Raw genomic sequence first — 22615 nt, forward strand, 5'->3', positions numbered from 1 at the left:
GTTGAATGGAGGTGGGGATGACGCCTAAACAGAAGAGGGTGCTTGATTTCATCCTGGCTTTCGTGGACCACCACGGCTACCAGCCTTCGCAGATGGAGATCGCGCAGGGGTGCGGCTTCGAGTCCCTGGGAACGGTGCAGCACTACCTCCGCTCGCTGGAACGACACGGGCACCTGGCGCGCCAGGCTAATGCCAAGCGGGGGCTGCAGTTGGCGGCATCGACTGCTGGGACGCTGGACAGACAAAAGGCAAATCCCCCCAGTCCCCCCTTCGCAAAGGGGGGAACGCGTACGACACCTTCACGTGCAAAAAAGGGGGGGGGTACGGCGGGGGCTTTTGGACAGGGGGGAAATGTAAGTTTCCTGGAACTGCCACTGGTGGGTATCGTGGCGGCGGGAAAGCCGGTGCACGCTTTTGAATTGGCGGACGCCATCGAGGTCCCCTCCGCCATGGCGGGGCCGGGGAACGTGGTCTACGAGGTACGCGGCGATTCAATGGTCGAGATGGGGATCATGGACGGCGATTACGTGGCGGTACACCCGCAGTCGGTCGCGGAAAACGGCCAGACGGTGATCGCGGAGGTGAACGGCTCGATAACCATCAAGAAGTACCTGCGCAAGGGAAATACCATCCAGCTTGTCCCCGCCAACTCGGCGATGAGCCCCATCACGGTTACCGAAGAGGACGAGTTTCATATCAGGGGAGTGTTGGTGGGCTCCATGAGGTTTTATCGCAAGTGGACCGGGAAATCCTCCACATAACCGTGCCCGCCTTTCCCATCGCGCTGGCACGGGTGATCCATTCGCAGTTGCGCGGTCGCCCCGTGGCGGTGGCCCCGCTCAACTCGGAGCGCGCCCTGCTGCAGTCGGTTTCATCGGAGGCTGCCGCCGAGGGGGTGCATGTGGGGACGCCGATTTATCACGCCCGCAGGTCCTGCCCGTCGCTCATCGTCATCGCGCCGGATCCGCACCTGATGGCCAGGGGGAGCCAGGCGCTCATGGAGCTCTCGGCGGAGTTCACCCCCATGGTCGAACCGGGGGCGGGACGGGTCTTCCTGGACGTGACGGCATCGAGAAGACTCTTCGGCCCGGCGCGCGACGTGGCGGCGCGCCTGGAGAAGTCCATCGCGGGCGAACTCGGGCTGGAGGCGATGGCCGGGACGGGGGGCAACAAGCTGGTGTCGCGGGTCGCGGCGGACACCATGCGGGAGCCGGGAGTATATGACGTCTTCCACGGCGCCGAGCGTCCTTTCCTGGCGCCGTTCCCGGTGTCGGTGTTGCCCGGCGTGGGGGAGTCGCGGCAGACGCTCCTCTTTCGTGATCTCAACCTGAAACTGGTGCAAGAGGTCGCGGCGCTCTCGGTACCGCAACTGCGGCTGGCCGTGGGGCCGTTCGCGCCCCTCTTGCACGACCGGGCCTGCGGCATCGACCGCTCTCCCGTGCAGCCGCCGCGCATGTCGACGGAGATCGTCGAGGAAGGGCTTTTGGAGCAGGAGGAGAACGACGACGCCATCTTGCTTTCGGAGCTGCTGCGGCTGGTGGAAGGATGCGGCCTGAGGTTGCGGCGTCTGCGCAAGGGGGCACGCAAGATCACGCTCTCGGTCATATACGCGGACGGCGTCACACAGCAGGGGAAGAAGGTGTTGCCGGTGCCGGCGTCGCTGGATCTGCCGCTGCTTGCGGCCGTGGAGGAGCTCTTCTTCGCCACCTGCAAGAGGCGTCAGCGGGTGAAGAGTCTGCGGCTGAGCTGTGACCAGGTGGCGGAGGATGCGGGGCAGATGGATCTCTTTGCGGTCGTGCCGGCGCAAGTGTCCAGGAAGGAGAGCGACCTGCAGGAGACGCTGGATCTCTTGCGGGAAAAGCACGGAAAAAACGCGGTGCGCTGGGGGAAGGGGCTCGCGGCGCGCCGTGAGGTCACGGTCGCCAGCGAGGCGCCGCCGGAATGGGATCCGGAGCAGAACAAGTACATGACGGTCACTAAAAACTAAGGTATTAACAGGGATAAAGGGGATAAAAGGGATAACGGAAAAACCAGACTTCTGGTTAAGACCTAACGGCCACGTCCTTAAACCTCCCCCTCCCTGGCCCTCCCCCTCCGGGGGCGGAGCCCGTGTTCATCCCTTGTATCCCTTTTATCCCTGTCAATTAGGTTTCCTGATGTTCGTCCATCTCCACGTACATTCATCCCTCTCTCCCAACTGGGGCGTCCACTCGCCGGAGGCGCTGTGCGCGGAGGCGGCGCGCCTTGGCTTCGATACGCTCGCTCTCACGGACCGCAACGGGCTTTACGGGGTGCCACGCTTTCTCGACGCGGCGCGCGAGGCGGGCATCTCCCCCATCATCGGCACGGAGGCGGTGACGGAACAAAATCGCGCGGTGCTGCTCGCGGCTGACCAGGAGGGGTACGCCAACATCTCGCGCCTCCTCTCGGACCTCCACTGCGACAACTCTTTCGACCTCTGCCAAGCGCTCTCCCGCTACCGGCACGGCGTAATCGTCGTGAGCGACGACCGGCGCCTGCTATCTGCGTTGAAGCGGGTATCGGAGGATGGGCTTTTCGTGGAACTGTCGCCTGGACACGACATGCACAGCGCACTGGCGCTGTCGCGGGAACTGCGGCTGCCGGCGGTGGCGACGGCGAGGGCTGTCCTTCGCGCTGCGCGCTGCGCACCAGGGTCCCATGCGGCCGACACCCTCACCCCGACCCTCTCCCAGGGGGAGAGGGAGGATGGGGACGAGTCCCATCACGTGGTTCAGGGAACAGGGGTAAAGGGGACAGGCACCTGGCGGAGCCAGTCCCCTTTACGGGGGGATATCGGCGACTTCCACTTGCACCGGGTGCTGCGGGCCATTCACCTCAACACGAAACTGTCCCGACTGACGCCGGACCTGACGGCATCGGAGTCGGATGTGCTCTTCTCTCCGAACCAGATGGCGGAGTTCTTCCCGCACTGCCCGGAGGCGCTCCAGAACTCGCTGCGCATCGCTACCATGTGCCGCCGGGATTGGGACCTCTCCACCACCATCTTCCCCGCCTTCCGCGGGCTGGGCAACGACGACGCCTTCGAGACGCTCAACCAGCGCGCGCGGGAGGGGGCCCTCTGGCGCTACGGGTCCATCGCGCCCGACGTGGAGGCGCGCCTCGCCAAGGAACTCGCCATCATCCGCGACAAGGGGTTCGCCCACTACTTCCTGGTGGTGGAGGAGATCACCCGGCAGTCCCAGCGCACCTGCGGCAGGGGGAGCGCGGCGGCGTCGCTGGTCGCCTACTGCCTCGGCATCACCCACGTCGATCCCATCCGCCACAACCTCTTCTTCGAACGATTCCTGAACGAGGGACGCAGCGACCCTCCCGACATCGACGTGGACTTTCCCTGGGATGAACGCGACGCCATCCTCGACTTCGCCTTCGCCCGCTACGGCGCGAGACGCGCGGCGATGGTGGCGAACCAGGTGGGGTTCAAGGGGAGGTCGGCCCTGCGCGAGGTGGCCAAGGTCTACGGGCTGCCCGACTTCGAGATCAAGGAGATGACGGAACGCATCTCCGGTTTCTGGCGCGCGGAACAAAGCGCGGCCGCGATGTCCGGGCACCCGCTGTTCCAGGGGGAGACGCTCTCGCGTGACTGGCAGGAGATCGTCGCCACGGCGCGCCACCTGAACGGTCAGTTGCGCCACCTCTCGCTGCACTGCGGGGGGCTCGTCATCGTCCCCGACGAGATCCGCAGGTACGTTCCGGTGGAGATTTCGCACAAGGGGCTCCCCCTGATCCAGTGGGAGAAGGACCAGGCCGAGGACGCAGGGCTGGTGAAGATCGACATCCTCGGGAACCGATCGCTCGCGGTGATCCGGGACGCAATGGCCGCGGTGAAGGAACAGACAGGGATCGAAATCGACTACGCGAGCTGGCGCCCCCTGGATGACGGCCGGACCCAGAGCCTGATGCGCCGGGGACTCACCATCGGCTGCTTTTACCTTGAATCCCCCTCGGTGCGCCTGCTGCTAAGAAAGATCTGGAGTTCGACGGCGCCGCCGGAGACCTTCGCCATCGACCTCTTCGAGGTGCTGGTGCAGGCGTCCTCGATCATCCGTCCCGCCGCCAACAGTTTCATCCAGGAGTACGTGGCCAGGATGCAGGGTAAGAAATGGTCGCACCTGCACCCGCTGCTGGAACCGGTCCTCGGGGAGACGCTTGGCATCGCCATCTACCAGGAACAGATCACGCAGATCGCCATGGAACTGGCCGGTTTCTCTGCCAGCGAAGGGGACCTGCTCAGGAAGGTGATCACCAAGAAGCACCGGGAGAAGAGACTTGCCGATTTCCGGGCCAAGTTCATCGCGGGAGGAAAGGAGCGGGGCGTCACGGAACCGGTGCTGGACGCGATCTGGGAGCAGATCCTCTCCTTCGCCGGATATTCCTTCTGCAAGCCGCACTCGGCGAGCTACGCCCTGTTGAGTGCCAAGGCGGCCTACATGAAGGCGAACCACCCCGCGCAGTTCATCGCGGCGGTCATCTCCAACCAGGGGGGGTATTACTCGCCATTCGCCTACCTATCGGAGGGGCGCAGGCTGGGGCTCACCATACTGCCGCCGGACATCAACGAGAGCGACTACCACTACACGGGCTTCGAGAAAACGCTGCGGATCGGGTTGATGCAGATCGACGGGCTGACCCGGGAGGGGGCGCAGCGGCTCCTCAAGGAGCGCCGGGAGGGGGCCTTCACGTCGTTCCAGGATTTCCTGCGCCGGGCCAGCGTACAGCGGGCGGACGCGGAGCGGCTGGTGAAGGCGGGATGCTTCGACGCAGTGGAGGGGGAACAAAGGCGACCAGCGCTCTTGTGGGAACTGCTCCATTTCCAGCAGCAGGCGACGGCGCTCCTTTTCGAACAGAAAACCGAGCTCCCCACGCCACCCCCCTACGACGCGGAGACGGTCTTGAGGCAGGAAGTGGAGGCGCTCGGCTTCCTGGCCTCGCGGCACCCGCTCACCTTGTACAAGGCACAGTGGCAGAGGCACAGGCCCATCAAGGCGTCGGAGCTGATCAAACATTCGGGGAAGTGGGTGACCATGGTGGGATGGTGGATCACGACCAAGACGGTGGAAGACAAGCACGGCCGCCCCATGGAGTTCGTGTCGTTCGAGGACGTGACGGCGATCTTCGACGCCACGTTTTTCCCGGACATCTATGCCCGCTTTTGCCGCAAGCTGTCGCAGCGCCGTCCCTACCTCATAAAAGGGGTGGTCGAGGAGGAGTTCGGCGTGGCCACCATCAGGGTGAAATGGGTCGGTTTCCTGGACGGTTGAAGGGCCTCCCCCCCTCACCCTGCGCGTCGGCGCCGGTAAGGTCGGGAATTCCCGCCGCGGCCGCGCCGGTGAGAAGCGGGAGGTAGACGTTGAGGGTGGTGCCGACTCCGGGAGTGCTGTCGATCTCGACGTACCCGTCGTGCTGCTTGACGATGCCGTACACGATGGCAAGCCCCAGGCCACTCCCCTTACCGACCTCCTTGGTGGTGAAGAAAGGTTCCAGCACGTGGGCCCTGGTCGCCTCATCGATACCGGTGCCGGTGTCTGAAACCGTGAGCACGGCGTAACTCCCCGGCCTCCCGTATCCCCGCGAATCGATCCACTCGTCGTTCATCTCCATCATGCCGGTGCCGATGGTGAGCGTCCCCCCGTCGGGCATGGCGTCCCGCGCGTTGTTGACCAGGTTGGTGATCACCTGGTCGATCTGGCTGGAATCCGCGACGACCGCAAGTTTCTCAGGCCATAGATCGAACTGCAGCGTGATCCTGAAAGTCACCAGCCGGCTCAGGAGCTTGCGCAGATTTTCGATCACCTGGTTCAGGTTGACCGGTTCAGGATGGTTGACCTGTTTCCTGCTGAAGGCGAGCAACCCCTGGGTCAGCGAGGCGGCCCGCTCCGCGGCGTTCAACACCTGCTCCAGGTACCCCTGTGCGGGGTCGTCCCTTTTCATGTTCATCTGGGCAAGCGCGACGAATCCCATCATACCGGTGAGCAGGTTGTTGAAGTCGTGGGCGATGCCGCCGGCGAGCACTCCGACCGATTCCATCTTCTGTGACTGCCGGATCTGCTCCGACATGCGCCGCTCCCGCTCCAGGGAGATGGCGTTACGCAGGCTCATGCCGATGACCGGAGCGATGCCGGTTAAAAGGCTCAGATCGCTCTGCATCAGCGGGCGCTGCGATTTCTTGTTGTCGACCGCCAGGATGCCGAAAACCTCTCCGTCGCAGGCGATGGGGCAACAGATGAAGGAACGCGCCTCCAGTTCCTGCGACAGCACGAGGCTGCGCGGCGTGTGCAGGTGCTCCACCTCGGTGAAGTCGCTCACGAATCTGCTCTGGTTGTTGCGGAAACAGGTGACGAAGATGCCACGGCCATCGGTTGCGGTGAGGTCGAAGGAGGCGTTGGTCAGCGCGTCGCGTTGGGCGTCGGTATAACCGTAGCCGGTGCGGAAGGTCAGCCGCGATTTCCTGGCATCGGCCAGCATGATCACGGCGCGGTCGTACCCAAGCCGCTTCTCGATCACCTGGATGACGCTGTCCAGCACCTGGTCGATCCCGCTCTGCCTGCTGAGGGCCTGACCGACCTCGTTCACCATCCGGGCGTTGTTGTAGTTGACCCCCATCTGCGCGAGCACCTGCTCGGTCGATTCCTTCACCTGGGCCAGTGCGGTCTCGATCTCGCGAGTTTCCAGACGCTGCGCGAAGTAGGAAGTCCCCAGTGCGAAGAAGGCCAGGCTGGTAAGGAATTCCACCAGGTGCCCCACCTGCCAGAAGTGCTGCAGCAGCGCATAGACGATTAGGGCGAGCGGGAGAAGGCGGTTCCTGGCGCTGCGCACGGATGCGTACAGCTTCTTGTTCCAGGACACGATGTAGCGGCAGCACTCCCCCCCCTGGAAGATGCACTCCGGGTGCTCGATCTCAGGTGGCTCGTAATTGAACAGCATCACCACCGCCTCGAAGATGCCGATGCGGTTCTCGCACTGGTAGGGCTGTTCCTCCACCCCCTCGTGCGGGACCGCGGTGATCTCCACCTTGTTGTCTGCCAGTTTGGTCGCATCGTAGGTCGCGGACCTGCTGAAGTGGCCGGAACATTTCCCTATCGCGAGCAGCGTGTTGGCCGGGCCGATGAGGCCAAAGGTGTATTTCATCATCATGCCGTGGGCGCCGGCCGAGGCCGCGTGACGTCCCCCCTCCCTGGCGATGTCACTCCCCACCATCTGCGTCATGCGGGTATGGAAGCGGTCCACCTGGCGCTGGGTGAGCCAATGCCCTTCGTCGCTCAGCTCAAACGGGGTGATTTCCGCGTAGCGCAGCAGCTCCGGAACGTCCACCTGCGGATACTTCTTCTCCAGCAGGCTCACGAAGATCCTGATGATTTTGCTGTTGTAGAGGGGCTGCTCATCCATCGTCAAGGGGAACTCCGACTTAGCGTGCGCCACAGGGGCGGCCTGGTTTGGACAAAAAGGCCATTGTGAACCTATCGGATAAATCTGCGGATGCTTGAGGGAGAGGGGGGGATAGAGGCGAAAAAGGGAGGGAATCCCCCCCTCCCCTTGCGGGAGCGGGTACGGAGTGGGGGAGAGTGCCACCATTACCGTGCTTGCGGCTTCGCCCCCCCTGCCCCCTCCTGCCTCCTGGGGACAAAGCTCTTCGGCGCGCAGGGCCGTCAAGGGAGGGGGAAAGGCCAACCCGACAAAAAAAGGCCCGGCTCCCTCGCGGGGCCGGGCCTTGTCGTTTCGTCTGCGGGCCGGTGTTAGTCGACGGACTTCCTCAGGAAGGTCGGGATGTCGTACTGATCCTCGTCGTCCATCAGGAAGCTGCGCTGCTGCCTGGTGGCCTCGCGCTCCTGCTTGGCGCGGATGTAGGTTGGGATCTCGCGGTTCACCTCGGGCTGCGGTTTCACCAGGGTGCTCACGTTCTTGATCTCGTGACGCCCCTTATCGAGGTCGAAGCGGTCGCCGAAGCCAGTGGCAATGGCGGTGACCTTGATGGTCTCGCCCAGGTTCTCGTCGATGACCAGACCGACGATGATGTTGGCGTCCTCGTGCACCTTCTCGTGGATCACCTTGCTGGCGGCGTCGAACTCGTCCATGGTCATCGAGGAGGAACCGGAGATGTTGACCAAGACGCCCTTGGCGCCGGAGATGTCGATGTCTTCGAGGAGCGGACTGGAGATGGCCTTGAGGGCCGCGTCAACGGCGCGGTTCTCGCCGTTGCCCAGACCGATGCCCATCATGGCCATGCCGCGCTCGCTCATGATCGACTTGACGTCGGCGAAGTCGACGTTGATCAGGCCGGACTGGGTGATCAGGTCGGAGATGCCCTGCACCGCCTGGCGCAGCACGTCATCGGAAGGCTTGAAGGCGTCCAGGATGGACATGGACTTTCCGGCCAGGCCCAGGAGCCTGTCGTTGGGGATCACGATCAGGGAATCGACGTGCTTCTTGAGTTCCTTGATCCCGTCCTCGCCCTTGGCGAGACGCTGACGACCTTCGCGGGTGAACGGCTTGGTCACCACCCCCACGGTGAGGGCGCCCTGCTCGCGGGCGATCTCCGCGATGATCGGCGCCGCGCCGGTGCCGGTGCCGCCGCCCATGCCGGCTGCGACGAAGATCATGTCGGCACCCTTGAGCGCCTCGGTGACCTTGTCCTTGTCCTCGAGAGCGGCGTCGCGGCCGACGTTGGGGTTCGCCCCCGCGCCAAGCCCCTTGGTGAGCTGGGTTCCGATCTGTATCTTGACCGGCGCCTTGGACATCCTGAGCGCCTGCGCATCGGTATTGGCAACGATGAAATCGACCCCGGTGATACCCACAGCCATCATGGTGTTGACTGCGTTCCCGCCGGAACCACCAACGCCTATCACCTTTATCTTCGCACTCTGGTCGATGCTTTCATCGAAATGAAACATGAACTACCCCCCTTATGATCGCGCCCCCCGGCGACGGGAAAAATATTAGGCCGTTTTATACTACGTTTGCCGTGATAATGGAAGTCTTAAAACACTACATCTAGTGTTTTTTTAGAAGAACTCGCCGAACCAATCCTTCATCCTGCGGCTCACCCGACGGAACACCGTCTCGTCACTTTGCTGGGTCGGGAACTCGTGCACGCCCACGTTCTTGGAGCCGTAGACGACGAGGCCCACGCCGGTCGCGTAAACAGGCGAATTGACTACATCGGTGAGGCCGCCGATCCGTTGCGGCAGGCCGCGGCGCACCGGCAGGTTGAAGATCTGCTCGGCCAGTTCCGGCATCCCTTCCAGGATGGTGGAGCCGCCGGTGATCACGACGCCCGAGGCGATCATGTCCTCGAGGCCGCTCTTCACGATCTCGCGGTTCACCAGGGTGAAGATCTCCTCGACGCGCGGCTCCAGGATCTCGCACAGGAGCTGGCGGGAGAGGACGCGCGGCTTTCTGCCGCCGACGCTTGGAACCTCGATGGTCTCGTCCTTGCCGACCAGGGAGGAGAGGCAGCAGCCGTACTTCTGCTTGATGCGCTCCGCTTCGGCCATGGGGGTCCTGAGGCCGACCGCGATGTCGTTGGTGAGGTGGTTGCCGCCAAGCGAGAGCACGGAGGTGTGCTTGATGGCGCCGTCAACGAAGATGGCGATGTCGGTGGTGCCGCCGCCGATGTCCACCAGCGCGACGCCCAGTTCCTTCTCATCGGCGGAGAGCACCGCTTCGGAGGAGGAGAGCTGCTCGAGGACGATGTCCGCCACCTCGAGCCCGGCGCGGTTGCAGGACTTGACGATGTTCTGGGCGCTCGCCACGGCACCGGTGACGATGTGCACCTTGGCTTCCAGCCGGACGCCGCTCATTCCCAGCGGCTCGCGGATGCCGTCCTGGTCGTCAATGATGAATTCCTGGGGGAGGATGTGGATCACTTCGCGGTCCATCGGGATGGCGATGGCCTTGGCGGCCTCGATCACGCGCTTCACGTCCTCGGGGGAAACCTCGCGGTTCTTGATGGCGATGACGCCCTGGGAGTTGAACCCTTTGATGTGCCCGCCGGCGATTCCGGCGTAGACGGACTTGATCTCGCAGCCGGCCATCAGCTCGGCCTCCTCGATCGCCTTCTTGATCGCGGAGACGGTGCTCTCGATGTTGATCACGACACCTTTCCTGAGCCCCTTGGACGGGCTGGTGCCGATGCCGACGATGTCGATGCCGTCCTCGGTGACGTTGCCGACGATGGCGCAGATCTTGGTTGTGCCTATGTCGAGGCCGACGATCAGGTTATCCCTTCTGGTTGCGGACATGCTCCCCCCCTTTTCCTACACTTTTTTCACTATGATTTTGTCGATGTAATCGAGGTCTATGTAATCCAAAGCCTGCATTTGCGGTTTGAGGTCGCGGTAGATGTTGGACAGGCGCGCGAGCTTCTGGCTGAAGTCGCCGTTGCCCAGTTTCACCGGAACGCCCCCCTGCATGGTGAACAGGGTGAAGCCGTACCCCTTGCTGTAATGGATCTCCGAGATGTCGGCCAGGGTGAACACGCTCCCGCTCCTCAGGGTGGCTATCAGCTGCAGCGCGTTCTTGAGCGCCTCCTGGCTCCCCTTCGGGTCCTGGGCCAGATCCTCCTCGGTGATGCCGGTGATGAGCGGGAAGTCGAGGCGGTCCCCCTCGGAGAGAGACTTGAACAGCACTCCCTTTTCGTCCAGGTAGTAGAGGCATCCGACGTTGGCGACGGCCTGGGGCGTCCGTTCGGAAGCCGTTATCGAAAGGGTGTGCGGGAAGTAGCGGCGCACCTGGACCTGTTCCAGCCAGGGGTCCTTGGAGAGCCGCGCCATGATGGTCTTCAAGTCCAGCCCCAGCATGGAGTCCCCGGGCCTCACCCCGGCGAGGGTGATGATCTCGTCCCGGGAGACCTTCTTGAGCTGTGAAACCTCGATGGTTTCCAGACGGAGCAGCGTCGTGCGCGAGACGAGGCCATACGCCTTCCAGCCGCCGAAGCCGGCGACGGCGCAGATGGCAGAGGCGCCAATCCCCCGGGAGAGCCACTTGAGAATGGGGCCCCAGTTGATCGGCTTGCGCTCTTTGGGTGCCTTCTTAACCCTGTTGTGGGGCACCCTCTGTTTTTTAGCGTGCAGGTCGCGCATTGCAGTTACCGTCTAGATTGAATTTCAGTGCAACAAATAACATCCGGCTACAAATCAGGCTCAGACTGCAGGTTGAATCAGAGCTTCAGTTCGGTCAGATCTTGAGCGATGCGGCCAGGAGGATGCGCACCACCAGTTGATCGAAATCGATGTCCGATCCGCGGGCGATCTCCGGCAGCAGGCTCAGGTCCGTCATGCCCGGCAGGGTGTTCACCTCGAGAAGGTAGCACTCTCCCGCCTCGTTCACGAGGAAATCGACGCGGCTGTAGCAGTCGCACCCCAGGGCGGCATGCGCCTTCTCCCCTTCCTTCAAGACCGCACGGTAGACGTTCTCCGGCAGGCGGGCCGGGAGGATGTGCTCGGCGCCCCCGTCGGTGTACTTCGCCTCGTAGTCGTAGAACTCGTTCTTCGGGACGATCTCGATGGCGCCCATGGCGCGTCCGTCGAGGATGCCGACCTGGACTTCCTTGCCGCTGATGAACGCCTCGACCAGGATCTCGGAGTCGTAGCGGAAGGCCTCCTTGAGCGCCTTTGCCATCTGCCCGGGCTCCTTCACGATGCTGACGCCCACCGAAGAGCCTTCCTTGGAGGGCTTCACCACCACCGGGAGGGGGTTCTCGAGCTTCAGCTCCTCGCCGCGGCGCAGCACCTGGTAGGGGGCGAGCTTCAGCCCGGCGGCGGCAAACATCACCTTGGCGGCGATCTTGTCTATGGCAAGGGCGGAGGCGAGGACCCCGGAACCGGTGTAGGGGATAGCCATCAGTTCCAGGAGCCCCTGGACGGAACCGTCCTCACCGAAGCGGCCGTGCAGGGCGATGAAGGCTAACTCCACCTTCTCCCCGGCCAGTCGCTGGGCCAGGTCGCGCCCGACGTCGATGCCGACGGCGTCGTACCCCTGGCGCGTGAGCGAGGCGAGCACCGCCTTGCCGCTGTTAAGGGACACCTCGCGCTCTGCGGAAAGTCCCCCCATCAGCACGGCGATCTTCTTGGTTTTCAGCTCCTGTACGGTCATCGCGTTACTTCCTTTTTCTTTTTGTTTCCTTTGTCCTTGTACTGCCATCAGCTCCGGGTCCCCCTCTGGGAGAGGGTCACTTCCGTGTATCCCCTCTCCTTGCGGGTGGGGAAGGAAGATACAAGCTAAGCTTCGCCGACCACCCTTACTTCTTCTTCGAGCTCCACCCCGCTATGCTCCTTCACCCGGCGCTTGATCAGCTCCGCCAGGGTCAGGAAATCGGTGGCCGTGGCGCCGCCGCGGTTCACCAGGAAGTTCGTGTGCACCTCGGAGACCTGCGCCCCCCCGATCATCCAGCCACGCAGCCCCGCCTCATCGATCAGGCGCCATGCGCTCCCGCCGGGCGGGTTCTTGAAGAAGGATCCCGCATTGGGAAAGCCGACCCGCTGGCCGCCGCGCTTGGTGATGTACTCCTGTATGTTCTCCTCGATCAGGCGGCGCTCGGCAGGCTCGAGTCTCAGCCGCGCCCCCAGCACGATCTCGCCCGGTTCCAGCTTGAGAAAGCGGTAGCCGTATTCCAGCTCGCTTCTTTTCCGGACCAGCACCCCGCTCTCCCGCAGGGTGGTCAGCAGCTCGACCCGCTGCATGGTCTCGCCACCGTGGGCGCCGGCGTTCATGGTCAGCGCGCCGCCGAAACTCCCCGGGATGGCGCTCAGGAACTCGATCCCCCCCAGGCAGTTTTGCGCGGCGTAGCGGGTGAGGGCCTGGTTGGTGACCCCGGCGCCCACCTCGAGCCTCGCCCCCGGCAGCGGTTCCACCGCGTCCAGCCGCTTTAGGGAGACCACGCATCCCCTGATGCCGCCGTCGCGGACTAACAGGTTGTATCCCCCCCCTGCCACGAGGCACGGGACGCCGGCGGACCGGATGAGCACCATGGTCCGCTCCAGATCGGCAAGGTCTGCCGGCTCCAGGTAGAGATCCGCCGGGCCGCCTACCCTGAGCGAGGTGTGCCGGGACATGGGTTCGTCCCACAGGACGGTCCCCCGTACCTCTTGCGCCACCCGCTCCAGCTCGGCCCGGGACCAGGTCACTTATGCCCCCGCGGCCTTCAGGCGCTCCAGCATGGTCTCGCCCACCTGCCAGACGTTGCCCGCCCCCAAGGTGAGCAGGATATCGCCCGGTGCGAGCACCCGCTCCAGGTGTTCGCAGAGCTTGTCGCGCTCCGGGATCCAGGTGACGTCCTTCTGGCCGTGCCTTCTGACCCGGGCGGCCAGCGATTCGGCGGTGATCCCCTCTATGGGGGCCTCTCCGGCCGCGTAGATGTCGGTGAGGATCAGTACGTCGGCGTCGTGGAACGCCTTGACGAAGTCCTCGAAGAGCTCCTTGGTGCGCGAATAGCGGTGCGGCTGGAACACGACCACCAGGCGGTTCTCCGCGAAACCGGCCTTGGCCGCGGCCAGGGTCGCCTTGATCTCGGTCGGGTGGTGGCCGTAATCGTCCACCACCATGATGCCGTTCACCTCCCCCTTGAGGGAGAAGCGGCGCCCGACGCCGCCGAAGGCCTTGAACCCTTCCTGGATGGTCTCGAACGGAATGTCCAGTTCCATGGCGACCGCGATGGAGGCCAGCGCGTTCAGCACGTTGTGCGCGCCGGGCATGGAGAAGGTGATCTCTCCCAGCCTGACCCCCTTGTGGTGGGCCACGAAGCTCGTGGAGAAGCCGGAGAGGCGCACGTCGGTGGCGCGGAAGTCCGCCTGGGCCGAGAGACCGTAGCTGGTGAAGCGTTTCTTCACCCGCGGCAGGATGTCGGCGATGTTGCCGTTATCGAGGCAGAGGACGGCCAGGCCGTAGAAGGGGACCTTGTTGATGAACTCTACGAAGGTGTCCTTGATCTCCTCGATGCCGCTGTAGAAGTCCAGGTGGTCGGCGTCGATGTTGGTCACGACGGCGATGGTCGGGGAGAGGAGGAGAAACGAGCCGTCGGACTCGTCCGCCTCGGCCACCAGGAACTGTCCCTGGCCAAGGCGCGCGTTGCTCCCAAGCGAGTTCAGCCTCCCGCCGATCACCATGGTCGGGTCGATGCCCCCCTTGGCGAGGAGCGTCGCGACCATCGAGGTGGTGGTGGTCTTGCCGTGGGTGCCGGCGACCGCGACGCCGTACTTCATGCGCATCAGTTCGGCGAGCATCTCCGCCCTCGGGATCACCGGGATCAGCTTCAGGTGTGCCTCGATCACCTCGGGGTTGTCTTCATGCACGGCGCTCGAGATGACCACGACGTCCGCCTGGGCCACGTTCTCGGCGGCGTGGCCGATGAAGATCTCGCCCCCGAGGCTTTCCAGGCGCTGGGTGGTATCCGAGCTCTTCAGGTCGGAGCCGGTCACCTTGTACCCGAGGTTCAAGAGCACTTCCGCGATCCCGCTCATGCCGATGCCGCCGATACCGACGAAATGTATCCTCTCTATCTTTCCGTACACAGAAACTCCCTTAACGACCGTTCTACGTTCTATGTTCTACGTTCTACGTTAACTGCTCCCCCTTCCACAGGGGAGGCTTCTCTGGCAGCCGGTTCAGGTTTCAACGTGGAACCCGGAACGTAGCACTTGGAACGTCTGTTATTTTTTCAAAACCATGGCCGCGACGATGGCCTGAGCGGCGTCGAGCTGGGCCAGGGACCTGGCGTTCTTCTCCAACTCGGCCATCTGCTCGGGGTGCTCCATCAGCTGCAGGATCTCGGCGGCCAGGTGCTCGCCCGTCAAATCCTCCTCCAGGATCATCCTTCCGGCATCGCGCTTCACCAGCGACTCGGCGTTCTTCCTCTGGTGGTCGTCGGCCGCGTACGGATACGGGATGAAGACGCACCCCTTGCCGCAGGCGGTCACCTCGGCGATGGTGGTCGCCCCGGCCCGGCAGATCACGAGGTCGGCCGCGCCGTAGGCCGCGGACATGTCGTCGATGAAAGAAAGCACCTGTGCCTGGACGCCCCGGGCCTGGTACCCCTCGCGCACACGCGCCACGTCCTTCTCGCCGGTCTGGTGCGTGATGCGCAGCTTCCCCTTCACCTGCTCCAGGTGGGGCAGCGCCTCCAGCATGGCGGAGTTGATGCGCTGCGCGCCGGCGCTGCCGCCGAAGACCAGGATGCTGAAGTCTCCGCTCTTTCTGGCCCGCTGCTCCTGAAAGCCCCAGAGGATTTCCTTGCGGATCGGATTGCCGGTCATCTGGGTGATCCCCTCGGGGAAGAAGGCCGCGGCCTCCTCCATGGAGATGAAGACCCCGTCCACGACTCGGCTCAACACCTTGTTGGTCAGGCCGGGCAACGCATTTTGTTCATGAATAAATCGCGGGATCCCCATCCCCTTGGCGGCAAGGAGGATCGGAGCGGAGGCGTAGCCGCCGACACCGAGCACCAGGTCGGGCCGGAATTCCTTCAGGATCTTCCGGGACTGCGCGTAGCCGTACAGCAGGCGCCCGGCGCTCATAAGCTTCTTAACCGTACCGAGCCCCTTCATGCCGCTGGCGGAGATAAGCTCCAGCTTGTACCCAAGCTTCGGCAAAAGGCGCGCCTCGATGCCGCGCTCGGTCCCGACGAACAGGACCTCGTTCTCGGAACTCCGTGCCAGGAATTCCTCGGCCACCGCTATCCCCGGAAAGAGGTGCCCTCCGGTGCCGCCTCCCGCGATGATCAGCCTCATGGTGTCCCCCTCATCCTGGTGGAAACGTTGAGGAGCACCCCCACCGCGCAGAGCGAGATGATGAGCGAGCTGCCGCCATAGCTCAAAAACGGGAGCGCGATCCCCTTGGTGGGAAGCAGTCCCGTGACCACCGACATGTTGATGAAGGCCTCCAGGCCGAGCAGCGTGGCGATGCCGAAGGCGAGGAACCTGCCGAAGCTGTCCTCGGCGGCGATGGCGACCCGGATGCTCCTTTGCACCAGCAACAGGAACATCGAGGCGATGACCACGACCCCGATGAACCCCATCTCCTCGCCGAGGACGGAAAGGATGAAGTCGGTATGCGCTTCGGGGAGGTAGAACAATTTCTGTTTCCCTTCCCCGAGTCCCTGCCCGAAGAAGCCGCCGGTCCCGAGCGCCAGCCAGGACTGGATGATCTGGAACCCGGCGTCGGTCGGGTCCTGCCAGGGATCCAGAAACGCGGTGATGCGCCGCATTCGGTACGCCTTGGTGAAGACCAGGTAGCAGACGCCGGGCAGGGTGACGAGCCCCATCCCCAGGATGTACTGCACCTTGGTCCCCGCCGCGAAGAGCATCACGATGGCGACCACCAGCATGGTGAGCGCCGCCCCCATGTCGTGCTGCGCCAGGAGGATCGCGATGAAGACCCCGAGGATCAACATGTACGGGAAGAAACCGGACATGAACTGCTTGAGCTTCTCCTGGCGCTTCTCCAGCGAGTAGGCCATGTACATGATCAGCGCCACCTTGGCGAGTTCGGAGGGCTGGAAGTTGAAGCCGGGGAGGCGGATCCAGCGCGAGGCCCCCTTGGCGGTCCCCCCGATTCCCGGCACGAAGACCAGCAGGAGCAGGAAGAAGGTCCCCAGAAAGAGCGGCACCGCCCATTTCTTCCAGACGTGGTAGTCGACGTGCATGGCGAGCCCCATGCCGATGAACCCGATGAGCGCGTAGAGGGACTGCCTTTTCAGGAAGAAGAAGCCGTCGTGGAACCTCTTGGCCGCCATGACGGAGGACGCGGAGTAGACCATGACCACACCGAAACAGGTGAGGATCACCGCCATCATAAGCACGATCATGTCGTACCCCTCCAGTCGCCTCACTTCTTCTCAGCCTCCTTGGCCGCGCGTACCGCCGCCTTGAAGCGCTCCGCGCGCTCCTCGTAGTTCTTGAACATGTCGAAGCTGGAACAGGCCGGCGAGAAGAGGACCACGCCGCCGGGCCGGGTCAGCCTGCGGGCGGTCTCGACCGCCTCCTCCAGCGTGTCGGCGAAGTGGGTATCGGTGAGATCGCCCAGCGCCTGGTGCATCCGCTCCCGCGCCTCGCCGATCAGGACCAGGTGGCTGACCCGTTGGGATACGAGCTGGGCCAGCGGCTCGTAGGAGCCCCCCTTGTCCTTGCCCCCGGCGATGAGGGTGATGCCGGAGTCGAAGCTTTCCAGGGACTTGACCACGCTGCCGACGTTGGTCCCCTTGCTGTCCTCGTAGTAGGCGACACCGTTCACTTCCTCGACGAACTCCATGCGGTGCGGCAGCCCCTTGAAATGCTTGACCGTGGCGTAGGCGCAGTCGCCGTCGCAGCGCATGAGGAGCGTGGACGCCATGCTGGCCATGATGTTGTCCAGGTTGTGCACCCCCTTCAGCTTGAAGCCGTCGGTCCCGAAGCGGAGCACCTTGCCGTCGTGGGCGAAGGTGATGAATCCGTCACGGTAGCTGATCCCCTCTTCCAGCTCGTGGAAGCGGCTCATCGGGAAGAGGCGCGCCTTCAGCTTCGAGGCGCAGGCGGCCACCAGCGGGTCGTCGATGTTCAGGACCGCGAAGTCCTCGGGTCCCTGGTTCTCGAAGATGCGCAGCTTGGCGTCGATGTACTCCTGGAAGCTGTGGTAGCGGTCCAGGTGGTCCTCGGTCAGGTTCAAAAGCACAGCGACGTGGGGGCGGAAGCTCTCGACTCCCTCAAGTTGGAAGGAGGAGAGTTCGACCACGACGCGCTCCACCCGCTCGCCGCTCATGGCGAGTTCGATGAGGGGATTGCCGATGTTGCCGCCGACGAAGGTGTCGAAGCCGCACCCCTTGAAGATCTCTCCGGTCAGGGTGGTCGTGGTGGTCTTGCCGTTGGTGCCGGTGATGGCGACCATGGGGGCTTCGATGAACCAGGAGGCGAGTTCCACCTCGCTTACCACGCGGCGCTTCTGGGCCCGCGCCATCTCCAGCGGTTTGATGTCCATGGGGACGCCGGGGGAGACCACGATCAGGTCCGCCATCAGGAAGCTGTAGGGGACGTGACGGCCGAGTTCCAGGCAGAGGTCGAGATCGGAGAGTTCCGCCAGGACGTCCGCAAGCGCCTCGTCATCACGCATGTCGGTGACCGTGACGAGCGCCCCGCGCTCCGCCAGGAAGCGGGTCACGGCGACGCCGGTCTTCGCCAGCCCCACCACCAGTATTTTCTTGTCCTTTAATTCCATGTGACCTTCTTTTATCTCCAGAAAAACCTGAATCCCCCCTGTCCCCCCTTCGCAAAGGGGGGGAACGCGGGTTCACGGACAGTACGTTGTGGCCGGCGGCACCCTCGCTTCCCATTTCGCGATGAAACTTCGCAAAGGGGGGCGCAGGGCGGCTAGCGCATCTTCAAAGTCGAGATGGCGACCAGGGCCAGGATGATGGTGATGATCCAGAACCTGACGATGATCTTCGGCTCGGCCACCCCCTTCAATTCAAAATGATGATGAATGGGCGCCATGCGGAAGATCCGCTTACCGCGGTACTTGTACGACCCCACCTGGAAAATTACCGAAAGAGCCTCGACCACGAACACGCCGCCGACGATGACCAGCAGGATCTCCTGCTTGGTGAGCACGGCCAGGGTGCCGAGCCCTCCCCCGAGCGACAGCGAGCCGACGTCCCCCATGAATACCTCGGCGGGGTAGCTGTTGTACCAGAGGAACCCGAGACCCGCGCCGACCATGGCCCCGCACAGCACGGCGAGCTCGCCGCCGCCCGGGACGTAGGGGATCTGCAGGTAACCGGAGAGTCTCGCGTTGCCGGCGATGTAGCAGAACAGCATGTAGGTGGCGGCGTTGATCGCCACCGGGCCGATGGCCAGGCCGTCGAGGCCGTCCGTCAGGTTCACCGCGTTGCTCGCCCCCACGATGACCAGGGTGACGAACGGGATGAACAGTATCCCCAGCTCCGGGTGCAGCCTCTTGAAGAAGGGGAAGTACAGCTCGGTGGAGAAGCCGGGGAGGTTGTAGAGGAAGATGCCGACGCCGCCGGCCAGGATCACCTGCCAGAACATCTTCTGGCGCGGCGAGAGCCCCTTGGGGTTCTTCTCCACCACCTTCTTGTAGTCATCCACGAAACCGAGCACGCCGTATCCCGCGATGATGAGCAGGGTGAGCCAGATGAAGACGTTCTTCAGGTCGGCCCACAGAAGGGTCGGCACGATGATGCAGACCAGGATCAGCACCCCGCCCATCGTCGGGGTCCCCTGCTTCTTCAGGTGCGACTCCGGGCCGTCGGTGCGGATCACCTGGCGCGCCTGCAGCCCTTCCAGCTTCCTAACCACCCAGGGCCCCACGATGAAGGAGAGCACCAGCGCCGTGATCATGGCGTAGATGGTACGGAATGTCAGGTATTTGAAGACGTTGAAAAGCTTGTAGTCCGAGGCGAGCGGATACAAAAGATGGTACAGCATCAGTCATGCCCCCCTTGTTTCGTGGGTGCCAGCGCCTCTTTTACCGCCGTCGCCACCTTGTCCATCTTCATGCCGCGCGACCCCTTGAAGAGGACGCAGTCGCCGGGTTCGAGCCAGGCGATCAGTTCGCGGGATAGCTCCTCGTGGCTCGCCGCGTGCACGATCCGCTCTGCCGGGAGCCCCGCTTCCAGCGCACCCTTGGCGACCTCCCGGGCCAGCTCTCCCAAAAGGAAGAGACGCTCCACGCTCGCCGCCGCCTTGCCGCCGAGCTCCCGGTGTGCCTCCTCGGTGCCCAGGCCAAGCTCCAGCATGTCGCCCAGGACCGCCGCGCATCTCGCGCCGCCGGCCACGTCCTTCAAGGTGGTGAGGGCGGCCGCCATGGAGGCGGGGTTGGCGTTGTAGCTGTCGTCGATGAGCGTCACCCCGGCGACGTCCTCGAGCTGGAAGCGCTTGTCGTAGGGGGTGAATTCCTCGAGCCCCTGGCGGATCACCGCTCCGGACACGCCCAGCGCATGTGCGGCTGCCGCCGCGGCCAGGGCGTTGTAGATGTTATGCCGGCCGTAGGCCCTGAGCGTCACCTGCTCCTCGCCGTCGGGAAGCCGCAAGGTGAAGCTCTCCCCCTCTTTACCGAGGCTCCTGATGGAGGCGGAGGAAATCTCGGCGCCGCGCAGGCCGAAGGTGAGCCGGGTCACGTTGAGGTGGGTCGGGCAGGCCGAGATGAGCGGATCGTCCACGTTGTAGACGGCGACCGCGCCCTGTTTCAGGCGCAGGAACAGCTCACCTTTGGCGCGCGCCACACCTTCAACGCTCCCCAGGGTCTCCAGGTGCGCCGGGAAGGCGTTGGTGATGACCCCCACCTGCGGCTCGGCGATCTCGGCCAGCCGGTCTATCTCGCCGAACTCGCTCATGCCGATTTCGACCACCGCCCAGCGCTCGCGCCCGGTGAGGCGGAACAGGGTGAGCGGCAGGCCGATCAGGTTGTTCAGGTTCCCCTCGGTTTTCAAGCCGGGACCGGTCTGGGCCAGGATGCCCGCCAGCATCTCCTTGGTAGTGGTCTTGCCGTTGCTGCCGGTCACCGCCACCACCTTGAGGTCGAAGCGGCGGCGGTGCCAGGCGGCCAGGTCGCCAAGGGCGCGCAGGGTGTCCTTGACGGCGACGCCGCAGGCGCCCGCCGGAACACCGTTGCCGGCAAGCCAGCTCTCGGCCATGAGGAAGGTGGTGACGCCGCGTCCGGCCGCCGTACCGATGAAGTCGTGGCCGTCGAAGCGCTCGCCGTTGAGCGCCACGAACAGCTCGCCCGGGGCCACCTGGCGCGAGTCGGTGGAGACGCCTGAGACTACGGTCTGCCCCTCGCCGATCAATCTACCGCCGGTCGCCTCGGCTATTTCCTTAAGCGTGAACATCGCCATCTGGATCCTTGTTTCCTTATGCTGCCGGACGCTTGCGCCCTTATTCTTTTTCCCTGTGCCTTCTTGGTCCACCTCCCCTCGCGGGAGGGGATAGGGGGTGGGGGAAGGTTCCATCATCTCGCTCTGCGTGCGGCTTCACCCACCTCCCTGCCCTCATCCGTCAAGGGAGGGTGGGAAGCGGGTCTGCCGAAACTATGTAATGTGCCGCAAAATAAGGGAAAAGGGAACCTTTTTTTACGCCCTGAGCTTCAGGGCCGCGGCCGCCTCTTCTCTGTCGTCGAAGTGGAATTTCTCGGTGCCGACGATCTGGTAATCCTCGTGCCCCTTCCCCGCCAGGAGGACGATGTCCCCCGGGCGCGCGGCCAGGATGGCGGCGCGCACCGCGGTACGCCGGGACTCGATGGTGGCGAACCCCTTCTCGCGCACGCCCCCCTCCAGCTCTTCCAGGCTGTACTCCTTGAGGCCGGCCGGGATCCCCGCCCTGACGTCCGCGAGGATCGCCTCGGGGTCCTCGGTGCGCGGGTTGTCAGAGGTGACGATGGCGAGGTCGCTATAGCGGGCGGCGATCTCACCCATGACCGGGCGCTTTCCCTTGTCGCGGTCGCCGCCGCAACCGAAGAGGGTGATGATCCGGTCCGTCTTCAGCTCCGCTATGGTGGAGAGCACGTTCTCCAGGGCGTCGCCGGTATGGGCGTAGTCCACGAGGACGATGATCCCCTGCTCGTTGGGTACCCGCTCCAGGCGTCCCGGCACCTTCTTGTGCCCCTCGATCCCCGCCTCGATCGCCTCCCTGGGGACCCCCAGCGCGAGACCGGCGCCCACGGCGCCCATGATGTTGTACAGGTTGAAGCGCCCCAGGAGGTCGGAGTTGATGTTGATCTCGCCAACCGGTGAGTTGAGCCGGCAGCGGATGCCGTGCACCGAGAAGTTCACCTCGGCGACGCTCAGGTCGGCCGGGCCGTCGACGGCGTAGGTGAGGACCGGAGCCGCCGACTCGGCGGCGATCCTCGCCCCGTACGGGTCGTCCAGGTTCACCACGGCGCGCCTAAGCGGCTTGTGCACGTTCGGGGTCAAAAGGTCGGTGAAGAGCCGGAGCTTACTCTGGTAGTAGGACTCCATGTCCACGTGGTAGTCGAGGTGGTCGCGGGTCAGGTTGGTGAAGATGGCCACGTCGAAGATGCAGCCGTCCGCCCGGCGCTGCTCCAGCGAGTGCGAGGAGACCTCCATCACCGCCCCCTTCGCCCCCTGGTCCACGAGTTCCCTGAGGATCCGCTGCAGGTCGACCGATTCCGGGGTGGTGTTGGGGGCGGGGATGCTGGTATCCCCGAAGCGGTAGCTTATGGTACCGAGCACCGCGGCCGGTACGCCGGCACGCTCCATGATCCCCTCGACCAGATAGGTGGTGGTGGTCTTGCCGTTGGTGCCTGTGATGCCGACCAGCGGGATGTCACCGGTCGGCGTGCCGTAGAAGACCGCGGCCATGAGGCTCATGGCGCGGCGCGCATCGGGGACCTCGACACAGGTGACCCCGGCAACGGCGCAGGGGCGGTCCGCAATAATTGCGACCGCCCCCCCCTTTACAGCGGATGCCACGAATTCGGTCCCGTCGCTCTTCACGCCGCGCAGGGCGAAGAAGAGGGCGCCGGGCGTCACCTGTCGCGAATCGTAACAGAGCGACGTTATCTCAACGGCGTCGTCCCCGGTCGGCTTGGCGTCCGGGACACAGGCCAGAAGTTGTCTCAGATTCATACTTCCCCCATG

Annotated in this window: 16 protein-coding genes; 3 read left to right on the forward strand and 13 right to left on the reverse strand. The window is 64.1% G+C overall.

Features of this window, described 5'->3' with window-relative positions; all coding sequences use genetic code 11:
• Positions 1-17 precede the first annotated feature (17 nt).
• The 3 genes from lexA (at position 18) to KP001_RS13775 (ending at position 5300) form a co-directional block, all read left to right on the forward strand.
• A complete protein-coding gene (gene lexA, locus KP001_RS13765) occupies positions 18-761 on the forward strand; it encodes a transcriptional repressor LexA (protein WP_217286185.1) in 744 nt (247 codons plus the stop codon).
• Positions 737-1987 carry a DNA polymerase Y family protein gene (locus KP001_RS13770; RefSeq protein ID WP_217286186.1) on the forward strand — a complete coding sequence of 417 codons (1251 nt, stop codon included), beginning with the start codon at positions 737-739 and terminating at the stop codon, positions 1985-1987. The genes lexA and KP001_RS13770 overlap by 25 nt, the downstream gene beginning before the upstream one ends.
• A gap of 169 nt (positions 1988-2156) precedes the next feature.
• On the forward strand, positions 2157-5300 hold the full coding sequence (locus KP001_RS13775) for a DNA polymerase III subunit alpha (RefSeq protein WP_217286187.1): 3144 nt from the start codon (positions 2157-2159) through the stop codon (positions 5298-5300).
• On the opposite strand, the gene KP001_RS13780 is transcribed toward KP001_RS13775, so the two are convergent.
• The 13 genes from KP001_RS13780 to KP001_RS13840 form a co-directional block, all read right to left on the reverse strand.
• Positions 5266-7425, reverse strand: coding sequence for a GAF domain-containing sensor histidine kinase (locus KP001_RS13780; protein ID WP_217286188.1), 2160 nt, complete (start codon positions 7423-7425; stop codon positions 5266-5268). The two genes, KP001_RS13775 and KP001_RS13780, sit on opposite strands and share 35 nt — an antisense overlap.
• Before the next feature lie 347 nt (positions 7426-7772).
• A complete protein-coding gene (gene ftsZ, locus KP001_RS13785; protein ID WP_217286189.1) occupies positions 7773-8927 on the reverse strand; it encodes a cell division protein FtsZ in 1155 nt (384 codons plus the stop codon).
• Between the two features lie 111 nt (positions 8928-9038).
• Entirely contained in the window at positions 9039-10277 is a 1239-nt protein-coding gene (gene ftsA, locus KP001_RS13790; RefSeq protein ID WP_216800665.1) for a cell division protein FtsA, read from the reverse strand.
• A 15-nt stretch (positions 10278-10292) separates the two neighbouring features.
• A complete protein-coding gene (locus KP001_RS13795) occupies positions 10293-11117 on the reverse strand; it encodes a cell division protein FtsQ/DivIB (RefSeq protein WP_217286190.1) in 825 nt (274 codons plus the stop codon).
• 94 nt (positions 11118-11211) lie between these two features.
• Positions 11212-12129, reverse strand: coding sequence for a D-alanine--D-alanine ligase (locus KP001_RS13800; protein ID WP_217286191.1), 918 nt, complete (start codon positions 12127-12129; stop codon positions 11212-11214).
• A gap of 125 nt (positions 12130-12254) precedes the next feature.
• Positions 12255-13160 (reverse strand): UDP-N-acetylmuramate dehydrogenase, encoded by a 906-nt coding sequence (murB, locus tag KP001_RS13805; RefSeq protein WP_217286192.1) that lies wholly within the window; start codon positions 13158-13160, stop codon positions 12255-12257.
• Positions 13161-14543: a UDP-N-acetylmuramate--L-alanine ligase gene (gene murC, locus KP001_RS13810; RefSeq protein ID WP_217286193.1), complete on the reverse strand. Its 1383-nt coding sequence runs from the start codon at positions 14541-14543 to the stop codon at positions 13161-13163.
• A gap of 138 nt (positions 14544-14681) precedes the next feature.
• Positions 14682-15758, reverse strand: a complete 1077-nt coding sequence (gene murG / locus KP001_RS13815; RefSeq protein ID WP_217286194.1) for an undecaprenyldiphospho-muramoylpentapeptide beta-N-acetylglucosaminyltransferase — start codon at positions 15756-15758, stop codon at positions 14682-14684.
• The gene (ftsW, locus tag KP001_RS13820) at positions 15755-16834 is read right to left on the reverse strand and encodes a putative lipid II flippase FtsW (RefSeq protein ID WP_217289617.1); all 1080 of its coding nucleotides are present in this window, start codon (positions 16832-16834) and stop codon (positions 15755-15757) included. The genes murG and ftsW overlap by 4 nt, the downstream gene beginning before the upstream one ends.
• Before the next feature lie 20 nt (positions 16835-16854).
• Positions 16855-18216, reverse strand: coding sequence for a UDP-N-acetylmuramoyl-L-alanine--D-glutamate ligase (murD, locus tag KP001_RS13825; RefSeq protein WP_217286195.1), 1362 nt, complete (start codon positions 18214-18216; stop codon positions 16855-16857).
• Positions 18217-18368: 152 nt separating this feature from the next.
• Positions 18369-19445, reverse strand: a complete 1077-nt coding sequence (gene mraY, locus KP001_RS13830) for a phospho-N-acetylmuramoyl-pentapeptide-transferase (RefSeq protein ID WP_217286196.1) — start codon at positions 19443-19445, stop codon at positions 18369-18371.
• Positions 19445-20854, reverse strand: coding sequence for a UDP-N-acetylmuramoyl-tripeptide--D-alanyl-D-alanine ligase (locus tag KP001_RS13835; protein WP_224961566.1), 1410 nt, complete (start codon positions 20852-20854; stop codon positions 19445-19447). Before KP001_RS13835 ends, mraY begins: the two co-directional genes overlap by 1 nt.
• Before the next feature lie 234 nt (positions 20855-21088).
• The gene (locus tag KP001_RS13840; protein WP_217286197.1) at positions 21089-22603 is read right to left on the reverse strand and encodes a UDP-N-acetylmuramoyl-L-alanyl-D-glutamate--2,6-diaminopimelate ligase; all 1515 of its coding nucleotides are present in this window, start codon (positions 22601-22603) and stop codon (positions 21089-21091) included.
• Positions 22604-22615: the final 12 nt, after the last annotated feature.

The organism is Geomonas subterranea (assembly GCF_019063845.1).
GTDB classification, from domain to species: domain Bacteria; phylum Desulfobacterota; class Desulfuromonadia; order Geobacterales; family Geobacteraceae; genus Geomonas; species Geomonas subterranea.